Origin of the sequence: Actinomadura sp. 6N118 (assembly GCF_044326415.1) — a bacterium.
Classification (GTDB): domain Bacteria; phylum Actinomycetota; class Actinomycetes; order Streptosporangiales; family Streptosporangiaceae; genus Spirillospora.
The window spans coordinates 326,568-341,493 of record NZ_JBIRAZ010000001.1 but is presented as its reverse complement, the minus strand read 5'-3'; the positions used below and the strand labels follow the sequence as shown (position 1 = coordinate 341,493).

Genomic DNA, 14,926 nt, shown 5'->3' with positions numbered 1-14,926 from the left:
TGAAGGATATGTAACGCGTGCTACATTCTCCGGCGTGACGAGTTCGGAGGATGCCGTGCGGTGGCTGGTCCTAGTGATCAGGCTGCCCGTGGAACCGTCTCGGCATCGCGTGGCGGTGTGGCGGGAGCTGCGCAAGATCGGAGCTCTGTCGCTAGGGCAGGGCGTCTGGGCGGTGCCGGAGGTCCCGGTCTTCGCCGACGGTGTGCGGCGTGCCCTGGAACTCACCGACAGCGCCGGCGGCCAGGGCGTGACGCTCCTGGCGTCTGGCCGCTCGCCTGACGATGCGGCCCGCTTCCAGGAGATGTTCACCGCCGCGCGCTCGGCAGATTGGGCGGAGTTCCTGGCCGACTGCGGCAAGTTTGAGGCTGAGATCGCCAAGGAGATCCGGATCGCCAAGTTCACCCTGGCCGAGTTGGAGGAAGAGGAGCAGAGTCTGGAGCGGCTGCGGCGCTGGCACCGCGACCTGACCGCGCGGGACGTCTTCGGCGCTCCCGAGGCCGCCGAGGCCGGAACGCGCCTCAAGCAGTGCACCGCCGCCTGCGAGGACTATGCCGAACGCGTCTTCGCCGCACTGCACGCCACCGGCCAGGACCCCTCATGACCGCCCCGACCATGGCCCCAGCCTCCCCGAAGCGGGCCATGTGGCCGCTGTATGCGGCGGGGTTCACCACTGCGTTCGGCGCGCACGGCATCGCCGCCAACCTCGGCGGCTTTTCTGAGGACGCCGTCACCTCGCTGCTGGTGCTGGGTGGTCTGCTTGCCCTGTACGACGGCGCCGAGGTGCTCTTGAAGCCGGTCTTCGGCTCGCTGGCCGACCGGGTCGGCGGCAAGCCGGTTCTGCTCGCAGGCCTGATCGCGTTCGCCGGCGCCTCCGCGCTGTATGCGGTCGCCGGCTCCCCCGGCTGGCTGTGGGCGGCTCGCCTGGGCCAGGGCGCCGCGGCCTCGGCGTTCTCCCCCGCGGCCTCGGCCATGGTCGCCCGCCTGAATCCGGCGGCCAAGCGCGGCCGTGCGTTCGGTAGCTACGGGTTCTACAAGTCCATCGGCTACACCCTCGGCCCGCTGCTCGGTGGTGTGCTGGTGTGGGCGGGTGGATTGCGGCTGCTGTTCACGGTGATGGCGGTGTGCGCGGCGGCCGTCGCGGTGTGGGCCGCGTTCGCCGTGCCCGCGGTACCGCCGCTGCCCCGCAAGCGGCAGACCGTGGCCGACCTCGCGCGCCGCCTGGCCGACCGGGCCTTCCTCGCCCCCACCGCCTCCCTCGCCGCTGCCACCGCCGCGCTTTCGGTCGGCGTGGGCTTCCTGCCCGTCTCCGGCGCTGCGGCCGGGCTGGGTACCGTGGCCACCGGCGCCGCTGTCTCGGTCCTGGCCGCCACCGCCGCCATCGTCCAGCCCAAGGCCGGCCGCGCCCTGGACGCCGGGCGCCTGACCATCCGCACCGGCCTGTTCGCCGGACTGCTCCTCACCGCCGCCGGACTCGCGGCCGCGATGCTGCCCGGCGTGGCCGGGGTCCTGTCGGCCGCCGCCCTCATCGGTATCGGCACCGGACTGATCACACCACTCGGCTTCGCCGCCCTGGCCGCCTCCACCCCGGAAGAACGCATGGGGCAGACCATGGGCTCGGCCGAACTCGGCCGCGAACTCGGCGACGCCGGTGGACCCCTGCTCGTCGCCGGTGTCGCCACCGTCTCGACCCTCACCTCCGGCTACGCCACCCTGGCCGTCCTACTGGCCGCAGGCCCGTTGCTCGCCCTGGCCCTCCGCCCCCGCACCGCGCAAGCGTCGAAGTAATCCCGAGTCCCTGCCGGGTGGCAGTCAAGTCACTATTGCCGACACAGGCCCGATCAGGGACCGCGTATGGATGACACTTCACGGTCAGACCGTGTCGTCACACAACCTCAACCAACCTGCCTGGGCAGTACAACTAGGGCGTGTCTCGCCCTAGCCGCCTGGGGTGGTCACCCTCATGCCTCCGCCAGGGCTGACCTGCACCGAGAACGCGCCGGGAACCGGTTTGCCGAAGCGAAGGACGGCGCGTTCGTCCTGAACGCGGACCACGGTCAGCGACATGCCGTTGATGTTGCTGGAGTCCGGCGTCTTCCTCGTCGGCTGGGTGAAGGTCGAGGCGCCCGAGGCCAGGTCGTACACCACCTCTTTCCGGCTCACGCTCTTCACCTTCACGTCACCGAAACCGGCCTTGGTCTTGCCGGTCGCGTTGAAACGGATGACGTCGCCGGCCTTGACCTCAACTTCGCATCTGGCGTCTGAGCAGGCCTTCAGATCCGTCCCGTTCGCCGCCTTCAGCGCTGCCGGGCTCGGATTCAGTGTGGTGGACGGCGGTGTGGTGGATGTGGTTGTGGTGGACGGCGGCGTGCTCGGCGCGGACGTGGAGGCACGCGGGGCTGTCGTGCCCGGCTCATTCTCACCACCGCAGGCCGCGAGCAGCAGGGTCGCCGCGGGAATGAGCACCGCCCGAAGGGTGCATGACCATGATCCATGATCCATGGTCTCCAGTCTCCACACGAGTGCCAGCCGTTACCAGTGTGGGCCGACACGTGGAGCGGGCCCTGACCAGGGTGCGGCGCGAACGGATCGGATTTGTGTTCTAGGCGTTCGACCTGCTGCCCGAGTTGAGTGTGGTGGACAACGTGACGCTGCCGCTGCGGCTGGCAGGCCGCAAGCCGGGCCGGGGCATGGTGGACGAGGCGCTGGAACGGGTGGGGCTGGGCGATCAGCGCGGCGACCGTCCCGCGGAGCTGTCGGGCGGGCAGCAGCGGGTGGCGATCGCAGGGGCACTGATCATCCGTCAGGCGGCGATCTTCGATGATGAGCCATCCGGCGCGCTGGACACCGGCAACGCGCGCGAAGTGCTGACGCTGCTGCGCGAGGTCGTCCGGGACGCGGGGCGGACGGTGGTGATGGTGACCCATGACCCGATGGCCGCCGCGTACGCCGACCGGGTGATCTTCCTGTCCGACGGGCGGATCGCCGACGCGCTGAACCGTCCCTCGCCCGAGAGGGTCGCCGAGTGGATGACCCCGCCTGCGGGGGCGAGCAGGTGCCGGCCGGGAACCCAACGGGTGCTTTGCGTGATCGTGGTCGTGGCGGCGCGGTATGTAGGTGGGCAGGCAGATCCCGCCTGAACGTTGCTCGGGCGGCACGGGTGATGCGCGGTCCCTCAGGAGCCGTTCTCGTTCTTGACGGTGTCGAAGGCGAGATCACGCCAATCGGCCGGGACTTTCTTGATGACTCCGATCTGCTTCATGAACGCGGCGATCTTCAGCAGGCCGTGCGGGGTGGTGGTGAACTCGATGCCCTTGTAGGTCAGGTACTTCTCGTACTGGGCGGCTGAGATCTTGCCCTTTTCGGCGTTCGCGAGGATCTTTGCGGCCTCGGCGGGTTGCTTGGTGATGAAGTCGTTGGCGCGGGCAATGGTCTTGTGAACTGCGGCCAGGACGTCCTGGTTCTTCTCGGCGTACTCCTCGGTGGCGGCCATCACGTTGAAGCCGTGCGTGCCGAAGAGGTCGTAGCTGTCCACCAGCTTGCGGGCTCCCTGTTCCAGGGCCTGGAACTGGAATGGGGGTGAGGTGTAGGCGGCGGCGATCTGACCGCCCAGCAGCGCCTCGAGGGCCTCGGGATGGGCCATGGTCGCGATGTTCTTGTCCAGCGCGTGCGGGTCGCCGAGCTGCTGCTGGGCGGCCTTCTGCAACATGACCGACTGGATGGAGCCGGGTTGGACGGCGGCGATCTGGTCGCCCTGCCTGAAGTCGCGCAGGGTCTTGAACTTGGGGTCCTTGGCCACCAGCCAGAGCGGCATGTCGTTCAGAGAGGACACGATCTTCCATGGGACACCGGCGTCCCAGCCGATGAGGAGCGGGCCGAGGCCGGTGGAGCCGATCTGGAGCTTGCCCGACAGCAGCGCGTCCCGGGTGGGCCCGCCACCGGAGATGATCTTCCAGGTGATCGTGCGCCCCTGGAGCTCCTGTTCGAGCCAGCCCTTGGCCCGGATGACGTTGAACGCGGCGTAGCTGATCCCATTGCCGATCGCGATGCCGACCTCCTTGCCTGATCCGCCCGCCCCGGGTGCGCACGCGGCCGACAGCGCCGCGGCGCCCGCTCCGATGGCGCCGAGCCGCAGGGCCTCGCGGCGGCTGTAGATGTTGGGAGTCATATCGTTGCGCCTTCCTTCATTCCCCAGCGGGTCACCGTGCGCCGTTCGACCCAGCCGAAGACCAGGTCGAAGACGATGCCGATGAGGGCGATCGTCACCAGTCCGGCGAACACGTCCGGGATTCGTGCGAAGTACCGGGAGTTGTTGATGAAGAAGCCGAGGCCGCCGTGCGCGCCCGCGACGCCGAACACCAGCTCGGCGGCGATGATCGTGCGCCAGCCGAACGCCCAGCCGGTCTTCAGCCCGGCGATGATGTGCGGCAGGGCGGCGGGTATCAGGACGTCGCGGGTGAGCCGCCAGCCGCTCAGGCCCAGGTTGCGGCCGACCATCGTGATGGTGGCGGGGACCGTGCGGAACCCCATGCTGACGTTGACGGTCATAGGCCACAGGACGGCGTTCGCGGTCACGAAGACCAGCGCTGAGTTCGTCAGCCCGAACCACAGGATCGCCAGCGGAAGGATCGCGACCGACGGCAGTGGGTTGATCATGGATGACAGCAGGGTCAGGATGTCGTCGCCGATCCTGGTGGTGGTCGCGAGCACGGTGAGGACCATGCTGAGCGCGATGCCGATGCCCATACCGGTCAGCAGCAGCCGCATGGTGGTGACGGTGGCCACGGCGATGTCGCCGTTCGCCCAGCCTCGGACGAACGCCTCGGCCACGTCCGCAGGACCGGCGAACACGAACCGGCTGACCCCCGACAGGGATGTGTACGCCTGCCAGATCGCGATCAGCACGGCGAAGATGATGGCGCGCCGTGACCAGGTCGGCAGGCGCGACCAGGGCCTGCCGCCGGTGTCCGCTTTCAAGGGACGCGCTTCGATTGACGTCGAGGTCGATGTGTCAGTCGACGAAGGCAGCATCGAGGTCTTCTCCCTCCTGTGCGAGGAGTGCGCGCAGGGTGCGCCGGGCGTCGGTGAAGCCGGGAGAGTCCAGCCGGTCGAGGTGACCGACGTCGACGATCCGCTCGACGTGTGACGGGCGGCCCGCCAGCACGACGACGCGGTCGCCGAGCAGGATCGCCTCATCGATGCTGTGGGTGACGAACATGAGGGTCACCCGGGTGCGCGCCGCGATGTCGGCCAGTTCGCGCTGCAACCGTCCCCGGGTTTGGGCGTCCAGGGCGCCGAACGGCTCGTCCATGAGCAGGATCAGCGGATCGATGGCCAGCGCACGGGCGATGGCGACCCGCTGTTTCATCCCGCCGGAGAGCTGATGCGGGTAGCTGTCGAGCACCGCGTCCAGCCCCATGAGCTCCAGGTGCTCGATGGCCTTGCGCCGGGCGCGGTCGCGCTCGACGCCGGTCACCCGCAAGGGATAGGCGACGTTGCCGAGAACGGTGCGCCAGGGGAACAACTGGTCGAACTCCTGGAACACCACGGCGCGGTCAGGGCCGGGCTCCGGCGCGTCCCGGCCGCCGACGACGATGCGGCCCGCCGACGGTCGCAGGTAGCCGGCGACGGCCTTGAGGATCGTCGACTTCCCACAGCCCGAAGGGCCAAGCAGCATGACCTTCTCTCCACGCCGGACCTCGAAGCTCGCCTCCCGCACTGCGGGCACGTACCGGCCCTGCCGCCGATAACCGAGCGCAACCCGGTCGACGAGCAGTAGGGCCGCGTCCTCGCGGGCACCTGCGGCCGTCATGTCCTCGTCCACCGCTACCCCCTCCCATAAATCATGGAAAACATACTAGAAAAATAGGAAATACAGTCGCCTGCTCCGTTCGGATCGCTGGTGAGACCTGTCACGCGGGCGCCGGAAGAACCGGGGTGTCCACGGGGACGGTCTGTGGGTATTTCAGGCCGGTGCCGGTGTTCAGCACGACGACCCGGTCGTCCTCGGCGATCCAGCCGGACTCGCGCAGCTTGCGGGCGGCTGTGAAGGCTGCCGCGCCCTCCGGGCACACGAAGGCGCCCTCCAAGGCCGCGACCGTGCGCAGATCGTCCAGCAGTTCGTCGTCGCCGACACTGATCGCGGTGCCCGAGGTCTCGGCCAGCGCCTCCAGGATGAGGAAGTCTCCCAGCGGCCTGGGCACGTTGATGCCGAAGGCGACCGTGTGCGATCCGGCCCAGAACTCGCTCTCCCGTTCGCCGCGTTCGAACGCGCGCACGATCGGCGCGCAGCCCGCCGCCTGGACCGCGACCAGCCGGGGCGGCACGCCGGTGATCCAGCCCAGCTCCGCGAGTTCGTTCATCGCCTTGTGGATGCCGATCAGGCCGACACCGCCGCCGGTCGGATAGATGATCACATCGGGCGTTCGCCAGCCGAGCTGCTCGACGATCTCCAGTCCCATGGTCTTCTTGCCCTCGACGCGGTACGGCTCCTTGAGCGTCGAGGCATCGAAAATCACCCGGTCCGAGGCCCCTCCGGCCTGCCCCCGCCCGTCCTCGCGTGCCACCAGCTCACCGACCATCCGCCCGGCATCGCTGATCAGACCGTCGACCAGGCGCAGGTCGGCGCCGGCGGCCACGCATTCGCGTCGAGTGATCTCCGGTGCGTCGGCCGGCATGACGATGGTGGTGGCCAGTCCGGCGCGGGCCCCGTACACCGACCAGGCGGCGCCGGCGTTGCCGTTGGTGGGCATCGCCAGCTGCTTGATCCCGAGTTCGGCCGCGCGTGAGACACCGACGGCGGCGCCCCTGGCCTTGAACGAGCCGGTGGGGATCAGCCCTTCGTCCTTCATCATCAGCCGCGGCAGGCCAATGCGCTCGCCGTACCGGGCCATCGGCAGCAACGGCGTCATCCCCTCCCCGAGGGTGACCACCGCATCGCGGTGGCCGACGGGCAGCAGCTCGTGGTAGCGCCACAGGTCGGGTGGGCGGTGTGCCAGGTCGGCGGGTCGCAGCGTGGCCCGGATCGCCGCCAGATCGTAACGGGCGAGCAGGGGTGACCCGCACGTCTCGCACAGATTGTGCGGCCGGTCGGCGGTATGGGCCGCCCCGCACCGTCCGCATTCCAGATGGGACAGGTGACTGAAGCTCATGGGCACTCCTTCTCCGGCGCGCGGATGGCACGTTCCAGCGTGTCGGCGGCGATGTCGAGGCATGTCTCGTCGATGTCGAACGCAGGACTGTGATGTGGCGCGGGACTGGACGCTCCGACGACGAGGAACGTCGCCTTGCCGCCCTGTTCCTGGACCGCCCGCATCAGGAATGTCGCGTCGTCGCTGGCTCCGAACCTGTGATCGGTGTGAACGCCCGTCACCGCGGGCACCGAACGGGCCGCCGCGGCGATCGCGTGCACCGCGGCCGGGTCGCAGGCCGCCGTCGTGGCGGCGCCGATCCGCTCGATCCGTACCTCGACCTCGTGAGCGGCGCCCGCTGCTGTCAGCACGGCCCGGGCGCGGCGTTCCAGCTCGTCGCAGACCTGCCCGCTGGTGGCCCGCAGTTCCAGCCGCAGTTCGGCATCGGCAGCGACGATGTTGGGAGCCGTTCCCGCGCGCAGCGTCCCGACGTTGACCCGCGTGTCGGCGGCGGCGAACCGGGGCAGGGCGTGCAGGCCCAGAGCCGCCTGGGCGGCGGCGAGCAGGGCGTTGCGCCCTTCCTCGGGAGCGTGCGCGGCGTGGGCCTGACGTCCCGCGTAGGAAACCAGCAGTTTGGAGTTGGCGAAGAACCCGGAGGTACCGGCGGCGACCTCGCCGACCGGCAGCCCGAGTCCCAGGTGCAACGCGTACAGGCGGTCGACTCCCACGACGGCGCCGGCGTCCAGCATCGCGCGGGCACCACGTCCGCCCTCCTCGGCGGGCTGGAAGAGCAACCGGATCCGCCCGGGGAAATCCCCCGCCGACAACCGCCGCGCCAGTTCAAGGCCGATCGCGATGTGCCCGTCATGGCCGCACGCGTGCATGGCCTCAGGATCGCGCGAAGTGAACCCCTCGCGTGCCGGCGCGTGCTCAGCCCGGGTCGACTCGGCCAAGGGCAACGCGTCGATGTCGACCCGTACGGCCGTCACCGGCCCGGGGGCATCACCGTCGAGCTCGGCGACCACCGCGGTGCGCCCATCGCGCACGACCCGCAGATCGCCGTCGTCCGCTCCCCACGCCCGCGCACGATCCGCCGCACGCGCCAGCTCCTGCGGGCCGGGCAACACCGGAACCACGGACAGGTCGATGGCGTCCGGGCCGGTGAACACCCGGTACCCCAGCCGGCGAAGCTCCGCCGCGATCGTGACCGACGTCCAGAACTCGGTGAACGCGGTCTCCGCATGCGCATGGAACAACCGCCGCAGGCCGACTACGTCCCGCCCCGCCACGCTTATCCCACCATTCATACTTGAAAAGTATAGGATCTTCGTGTGGCGTCAAAGCCAGCCGGCACCCGGCGGCGCCTTGAACTCAGGTTCAGGGAATCTGAGCGGCGCCCTGGTCAAGAAGGGGGACGGCGCCGAGGAGCGTTCTGGTGTAAGGGTGCCCCGGTGAGTCGAAGACCGTGTCCGTGCCCGCCAGTTCCACGATCTTGCCGGCTCGCATCACTGCGACACGGTCGCTGATCTGCCGGACGACGGCCAGGTCGTGGGAGACGAAGACCAGCGTCAGGTCGAATTCCTCCTGCAGGTCGCGCAGCAGTGCGAGGATCTGCGCCTGGGTGGAGACGTCCAGTGAGGTGACGGGCTCGTCGCAGACCAGCAGCCGGGGCCGCAACGCCAGCGCGCGGGCAATGCCGACGCGCTGCCGCTGACCGCCGGAGAACTCGTGCGGGTGATGGCCGTAACGTGCCGGGTCGAGCCCGACCCGTTCCATCAGTTCGCGCGCGGACCTCTCGGGGGCCGGCTCGCCCTGCACCCGCAGCGGATCGGCGATGCTGTCGCCGACCGTCCGGCGCGGGTTGAGCGAGGCGACCGGGTCCTGGAAGACCATCTGCAGGTCACGCCGGAACGTGCGGAGCCGCCGTTCGGAGAGCGCGGTCAGATAGGTGCCGGCGAACTCGATCCGGCCGGACGTGGGCTCGTCCAGCCGGACCAGCAACCGGGCCAGCGTGGTCTTGCCGCTGCCGCTTTCGCCCACGATCCCGAGGGTCTCGCCCTGCCGGAGGTCGAACGTGACACCGTCGACGGCCTTGATGGTCTCGCGGCGCAGCGGCGGCCCGAACGGGAATTCGCGCCGCAGGGCGGTGACCCGCATCAACGGCACTCTTTCGTCCCAGGACTCCGGAGTGTTCTGCGCTTGCCGCGGGGCGTCGATGCGCGGTACGGCTGCGAGCAGCGCGCGCGTGTAATTCTCGGTGGGCTCACCCAGCACAGCTTGGACTGGGCCGTGTTCGACCGGTCTCCCATCGCGCATGACCAGGATCTCGTCGGTGGTGCCGGAGACGACGCCGAGGTCGTGGCTGACCAGGAGCAGCGCCATGCCGGTGTCGGCCCGCAGATCGTTCAGCAGGTCGAGCAACTGCGCCTGGACGGTGACGTCGAGCGCGGTGGTCGGCTCGTCGGCTACGAGGATCGGCGGTTCGAGCGCGAGGGCCATCGCGATGAGGGCGCGCTGCCGCATGCCGCCGGAGTACTCGTGCGGGTGGGCGCGCGCACGGCGGGCCGCGTCCGGGATCCCGACCCGGTCGAGCACCTCGACGGCCTTGGCCGCGGCCACCCTCCGGGATGCACCGGTGTGCACCCGGTAGACCTCGGCGATCTGGTCGCCCACCCGCAGGTACGGGTCGAGCGACGACAGCGGGTCCTGGAACACCATGGCGATCCGGCCGCCACGCAGCCGCCGCAGTTCCTCCGGCGAGGCGGTGAGCACGTCGGTGCCGCCGGCCCTGATCTCGCCGGTCACCTCAGCGGTGGTGTGCAGGCGCAGCAGTGACAGAGCCAGTGTGCTCTTGCCGCTGCCCGACTCGCCGACGACGCCCAGCGCGCGCCCCTCTTCCAGGTCGAACGAGACGCCCTTGAGCGCCTCGCGGTCGCCGAACCGAACGCGCAGGTCCCGTACCGAGAGCACCGGGCTCATGTCAGCTTCACCCTCGGGTCGATCGCGGCGTGCAGCAAGTCGGCGGCGGTGTTGGCGAGCACGACGAGGCCCCCGGCGAGCACGGTGACACCGACGACAACGGGCAGGTCGACGTTGTTGACCGACTCGGCGATGAGCTTGCCGATGCCGGGCAGGCCGAACATCGTCTCGGTGAGCATCGCGGCCGTCATGATCTGTGCGACCTCGACCGCCGTCAGCGCGACGACGGGGGTGAGCGCGCCGCGCAGGGTGTGCCGCCGGATCACCTGCCGTTCCCGCAGCCCGTAGGCGCGGAACGTGCGGATGTGGTCCTCCATCAGCGTCTCCAGTGCGCCGACGCGGGTGATCCGCGCGAAGACGGCGGCCTGGATGAGCGCCAGTGCCACCCACGGCAGGAGCAGGTTCTGCGCCCACAACGCCGGGTTGTCGGTGAGCGGCACGTACGCGGGGAACGGCAGCACGCGCAGATAGGCGCAGAAGATCAACAGCAGCACCAGCCCGATGAGGAAGACGGGCGTGGAGTAGCCGAGCAGCGTGACGCCGGTGAGGATCCGCTCGGTCAACCGTCCACGGCGCAGCGCGGACAACAGGCCCGCGGAGACGCCCAGGACCAGCGCGAGCCCGGCGGCGCCGAACGCCAGCGAGGCCGACACCGGTAGCCGGTCCATCAACATCGACGTCACCGGCTCGTCGGTCTGGAACGAGTAGCCGAGACAGGGTGCCGGGCAGTGGCTCACATCGGTGCCCGCCGAGTAGTCACGGCCGACGACCACGCCCTCGACGAAGTGCCAGTACTGCACGTACACCGGCTCGTCGAGGCCGAGCTTGTGCTCGGTGAGCGCGAGCCGCTCGGCGTTGCACGCCTTGCCGCACGCGAGCACGGCGGGGTTGCCGGGCGTGAGGTAGAACATCGCGTACACGACCGCCGCGAGCACGAGCAGCACGACGACGGTGGCCCCCAGCCGGCGCAGCAGGTACCAGATCATGCTCGGTCGCTCCTACGCGGGTCGAGGGCCTTGCGGACGCCGTCACCGAGGACCGAGAAGGCCAGCAGGGTGACGAACAGCAATCCGCCCGGAACGATCACGTACATCGGGTCGGCCTGGAACCAGGTCGTCGAGGTGGAGAGCATCTGCCCCCACGACGGCGTCGGCGGCCTGACCCCGGCGCCGAGGAAGGACAGGGCCGCCTCGTTCACCATGTTGAGCGGCACCTTCAGCGCAGCCAGGACCATCAGCGGCGCGGTCAGCCCGGGCAGGATCTCGCGGAGTGCGATGCGCGCCGGACGGGCGCCGCTCAGCCGCGCCGCGTCCACGTACTCGCGCGTCCTCAGCGAGAGCGCCTGGGCGCGCGTGACGCGGGCGATGTTGCCCCAATTCACCGCCGTGATGACGAGGGCGAGCAGCAGCGGGCGCGGCATCGACTCGGGCACGATCGCCATCAGCGCCAGCGCCAGCAGCAGCGACGGGAACGCCAGCGACAGCTCCACGAGCCGGCTCAGCACCGCGTCCACCCGGCGGCCGCCGAGTCCGGCGCCGAGCCCCACGGCGAGGCCGATGAGCAGCTCCAGCACGGTCGCGCCGAGGGCGACGCCGAGCGAGACGCGGGCGCCGTGGACGACGCGGGCGAACACGTCGCGGCCGGTCCCGGGTTCGACGCCGAGCCAGTGATCGGCACTGATCCCGCCCAGGGCGCCTTCAGGCACGCCGCCGCGCGCCGAGTCGAGCAGCTCGCTGTGGAACGTGGTGGCGTCCTGACCCTCGAGCGCGGCCAGCAACGGCGCGGCGAGCGCCACGACGATCATGAAGATCACCACGCCGAGCGCGGCCATCGACGCACGGTCGGCGCGCAGCCGCCGCCACACCTGCCGCCCCCGGGCAGGCTCCGCGACGGTTGCGGAGTCCGGCCCGGGAGCGGCGGTCTCGGTCTCCAGGAGACTCACGAACCGAACTTCACTTCACCGAGACCGACGCGACGTCGTACCAGCCGCGCCACTCGTCGACGTAGGCGTTCTTCACGCCCTTGCCGAACAGCGCCACCGTCTTGGGGTGGTAGAGCGGCACCAGCAGCGCCTGCTTGCCGATCTCGGCGTCCAGCGCGCCCCACCGCGGCGCGGCCTGCGCCGCGTCAGTGATCTTGTTGATCTCGTCGATCTCCTTGTTCACCGCCGGGTCGTTCAGCTGGGCGAGGTTGTAGTTGCCGCCCTCCTTGAGGATCTGCCGGCCGTCGAAGATCGGGATGAGGAACGGTCCTCCCGCGGGCCAGTCGGCACCCCAGGACTGCAGGCTGAGCGGGGGCTGGGTGGCGGGCTTGCCGGTGACCGTGCGGTAGTCCTCCTCGCTGAGCGACTTGGGCTTGACGGTGATGCCCGCCTGCTTGAGGGCGTCCTGCACGGCCGCCGCGACCTTCGGGCCGTAACCATCGCCGTCGTAGTTGGGAAAGGCCAGCTCGACGGCCAGACCGCCGGCGTAGCCGGCCTGCTTGAGCAGTTCCCTGGCCTTGGCCGGATCGCCGGTCTCGCCTGCCGGGAAGTAGTCGTACCGCTGTTGCCCGAACGCCTTGCCCTCGGGCAGGAACGTGGTGGCCGGCGAGGCGAGCGACGAGCCGCCCACGGCGTTGATGACCGACTGCCGGTTGATCGCGTAGGCCACGGCCTGCCGCACCCGGACGTCGTCGAAGGGCTTCTTGGTCGTGTCGAACGCGAGGTACTTGGTCTCGCCGAAGACACCGCGCGAGACCCGCTTGGAGAGGCTCGGGTCGCTCCCCAGCCGGGCGAGTTGCTCCGGCCCGACGTTGGCGTCGGTGGTGATGGCCTTGGCGTCCGCACCCGACCCGCTGACCAGCCGCTGGTTGATGACCGTCGGCTCCAGGCCGCTGGTGACCTCGATGCGGTCCGGGCAGGCCAGCCGCTGGTCGTCGACGGCACGCGACCAGTGCGTGTTGCGGGTGAGGATCAGCTTCTTGCCCTGCTCGTACTTCTCGACCTTGTACGGCCCGCTGGAGACTGGGGCGTTCTGGTACTTGGTGCCGGTGTCCTTGGCCTTGGGCACCGGAGCGAACTGCGTCGCGGTGGCCAGGTAGGGGAAGTCACCGTGCGGCTGCCGCAGCTTGAAAATGATCGTCCTGTTGTCCGGCGTCTCGATGGATTCCAGGTCGCCGCCGTTGTAGGGGCCCTTGTAGTCGGCGCCGCCGATCAGCCAGTCGTGCAGGTACGGGGCACCGCCGGGCAGGTCGGGCGAGAACGAGCGCTGGATGCCGTACTTGACGTCCTTGGAGCCGATGGGCGTGCCGTCGTCGAACTTCAGCCCGTCCTTGAGCGTGTACTTCCAGGTCTTGGCGTCGTCACTGGGCGTGCCGAGGTCGGTGGCCAGGTCCGGGACCGGCGTGGTGCCGGCCTCGCCCGCTACCCGCTTGCGGGTGGTGAGCGTGCGGTAGACGAGCGACGGCAGCGCCCCGCCGCCGGAGGTGTAGAGGGTCGCCGGGTCGAACTTGGCCAGCCCGCTCTCGTTGAGCACGGTCAAGGTGCCGCCCTGGCAGTTCTTGGGATCGAACGCGGCCGACGACGAGCCGCCGGAATCCGAGCCGCCGCACGCCGCCACGGTGGTGACGAGTGTGAGCAGTGCGGCGCCAAGCAGGAGGGTGGGTCTCAACCTCATGGGGGGATGCCTCTTTCACCTGGGTTGCGCATGAACGTAACGCGCATGATCTCCAAACGCAACTTTTCCTATCGTTTTAGTAGACATCCTGCGAGACTGCCCATCGTGACGCGCTCGCGGCCGTCACGCAGCGGTATTACCTACTATTCCGATTGGTATGCTTCGCTATCGGCCGGTCAGCGGCCGCTCGGTCGCACGACCCCCTGATCCCATATCCCGGCCCGGGCCATCCGGGCGCGGGTCTTTGTGCACACGTCCATCCGAAGGAGACTTCATGCGCCCTTTGCGCCCCATGCGCGTCGTTGCCGGTATCGCCGTCCTCTCCGCTACCGCGATCTTGACGGCATGCGGGAACGGGTCGGCGGACAGCTCGTCTGGCGGCAATCCCTACAAGCTGCTCCAGGCGGGGAAGCTGAGGGCGGGCACCCTGACCGACGCACCGCCGAACGTGTATCTGAAGGACGGCAGGTTCACCGGGTTCGACAACGACCTGCTGACCGCGGTGGCCGCCAAGATCGGCCTCAAGGTGGAGTTCGTCGGCACCGACTTCTCAGCACTGCTGGCCCAGGTGGCCACGCGCAAGTTCGACGTCGGCAGCTCATCGATCACGATCACCGAGGCGCGGAAGAAGACGGTCGCCTTCACCAACGGATATGACTTCGGCCACTTCGGGCTCGATGTCCCGGCCGGTTCACCGATCAAGAGCTTTCAGGAGCTCAAAGGGAAGCGGGTCGTGGTCGTCCAGGGGACCGTTCAGGACGACTACGCCACCAAGCAAGGGCTGAATCCGGTGCGCGTGCCCGACTACAACGGCGCCCTCAACCGCCTGAAGACCCGGACGGCGGACGCCTGGATCTCCCCCGCGGAGATCGGCGAGAAGACTGCCAAGGACAGCGGCGGCAAGGTCGTCCTGGCAGCCACGGAACTCAGCCCCGCTCCGACCGCGTTCGCCGTCACCCACAACAACCCGGGGCTGCTGGCGGCGCTGAACAAGGGACTGGACGAGGTCATCAAGGACGGTACGTGGACCAAGCTGCAGCAGCAGTACTACCCGGGCCGCCAAGTGCCGGCGGCGTTCAAGCCCGGTAGCGGGAATGTCCCCTTCCCGCCGGTCAGCACCTCGGCATCGCCGACCGGATCCGCGTCCCCCGCCAAGTGAGCGGG

General features: G+C 69.5%; 14 protein-coding genes. 4 read left to right on the top strand and 10 right to left on the bottom strand.

Features of this window, described 5'->3' with window-relative positions; genetic code table 11:
• Positions 1-34: 34 nt before the first annotated feature.
• Positions 35-601: a Chromate resistance protein ChrB gene (locus ACH34W_RS01520; RefSeq protein WP_395958816.1), complete on the top strand. Its 567-nt coding sequence runs from the start codon at positions 35-37 to the stop codon at positions 599-601.
• On the top strand, positions 598-1,785 hold the full coding sequence (locus ACH34W_RS01515; protein WP_395958815.1) for an MFS transporter: 1,188 nt from the start codon (positions 598-600) through the stop codon (positions 1,783-1,785). The genes ACH34W_RS01520 and ACH34W_RS01515 overlap by 4 nt, the downstream gene beginning before the upstream one ends.
• A 150-nt stretch (positions 1,786-1,935) precedes the next feature.
• On the opposite strand, the gene ACH34W_RS01510 is transcribed toward ACH34W_RS01515, so the two are convergent.
• The gene (locus ACH34W_RS01510; protein ID WP_395958814.1) at positions 1,936-2,463 is read right to left on the bottom strand and encodes a hypothetical protein; all 528 of its coding nucleotides are present in this window, start codon (positions 2,461-2,463) and stop codon (positions 1,936-1,938) included.
• A 161-nt stretch (positions 2,464-2,624) separates the two neighbouring features.
• On the opposite strand from ACH34W_RS01510, the gene ACH34W_RS01505 reads away from it, so the two are divergent.
• Entirely contained in the window at positions 2,625-3,137 is a 513-nt protein-coding gene (locus tag ACH34W_RS01505) for an ABC transporter ATP-binding protein (protein ID WP_395958813.1), read from the top strand.
• A 35-nt stretch (positions 3,138-3,172) separates the two neighbouring features.
• Here ACH34W_RS01505 and ACH34W_RS01500 read toward each other — a convergent pair whose 3' ends face one another.
• From ACH34W_RS01500 to ACH34W_RS01460, 9 genes are all read right to left on the bottom strand, one after another.
• Positions 3,173-4,165 carry an ABC transporter substrate-binding protein gene (locus ACH34W_RS01500; protein ID WP_395958812.1) on the bottom strand — a complete coding sequence of 331 codons (993 nt, stop codon included), beginning with the start codon at positions 4,163-4,165 and terminating at the stop codon, positions 3,173-3,175.
• A complete protein-coding gene (locus ACH34W_RS01495) occupies positions 4,162-4,974 on the bottom strand; it encodes an ABC transporter permease (RefSeq protein ID WP_395958811.1) in 813 nt (270 codons plus the stop codon). The genes ACH34W_RS01500 and ACH34W_RS01495 overlap by 4 nt, the downstream gene beginning before the upstream one ends.
• Positions 4,975-5,008: 34 nt before the next feature.
• A complete protein-coding gene (locus ACH34W_RS01490; protein ID WP_395958810.1) occupies positions 5,009-5,821 on the bottom strand; it encodes an ABC transporter ATP-binding protein in 813 nt (270 codons plus the stop codon).
• Positions 5,822-5,909: 88 nt separating this feature from the next.
• Positions 5,910-7,148 carry a threonine synthase gene (locus tag ACH34W_RS01485; RefSeq protein WP_395958809.1) on the bottom strand — a complete coding sequence of 413 codons (1,239 nt, stop codon included), beginning with the start codon at positions 7,146-7,148 and terminating at the stop codon, positions 5,910-5,912.
• Entirely contained in the window at positions 7,145-8,416 is a 1,272-nt protein-coding gene (locus ACH34W_RS01480) for an amidohydrolase (RefSeq protein ID WP_395958808.1), read from the bottom strand. Before ACH34W_RS01480 ends, ACH34W_RS01485 begins: the two co-directional genes overlap by 4 nt.
• A gap of 88 nt (positions 8,417-8,504) precedes the next feature.
• Positions 8,505-10,106 (bottom strand): ABC transporter ATP-binding protein, encoded by a 1,602-nt coding sequence (locus ACH34W_RS01475; protein WP_395958807.1) that lies wholly within the window; start codon positions 10,104-10,106, stop codon positions 8,505-8,507.
• Entirely contained in the window at positions 10,103-11,092 is a 990-nt protein-coding gene (locus ACH34W_RS01470) for an ABC transporter permease (RefSeq protein WP_395958806.1), read from the bottom strand. Before ACH34W_RS01470 ends, ACH34W_RS01475 begins: the two co-directional genes overlap by 4 nt.
• Positions 11,089-12,048 carry an ABC transporter permease gene (locus tag ACH34W_RS01465; protein WP_395958805.1) on the bottom strand — a complete coding sequence of 320 codons (960 nt, stop codon included), beginning with the start codon at positions 12,046-12,048 and terminating at the stop codon, positions 11,089-11,091. The genes ACH34W_RS01470 and ACH34W_RS01465 overlap by 4 nt, the downstream gene beginning before the upstream one ends.
• Positions 12,049-12,058: 10 nt before the next feature.
• The gene (locus ACH34W_RS01460; protein ID WP_395958804.1) at positions 12,059-13,762 is read right to left on the bottom strand and encodes an ABC transporter substrate-binding protein; all 1,704 of its coding nucleotides are present in this window, start codon (positions 13,760-13,762) and stop codon (positions 12,059-12,061) included.
• Positions 13,763-14,036: 274 nt separating this feature from the next.
• Here ACH34W_RS01460 and ACH34W_RS01455 point away from each other — a divergent pair, with 274 nt between their 5' ends.
• A complete protein-coding gene (locus ACH34W_RS01455; RefSeq protein WP_395958803.1) occupies positions 14,037-14,921 on the top strand; it encodes an ABC transporter substrate-binding protein in 885 nt (294 codons plus the stop codon).
• The last annotated feature ends 5 nt before the right edge of the window (positions 14,922-14,926 follow it).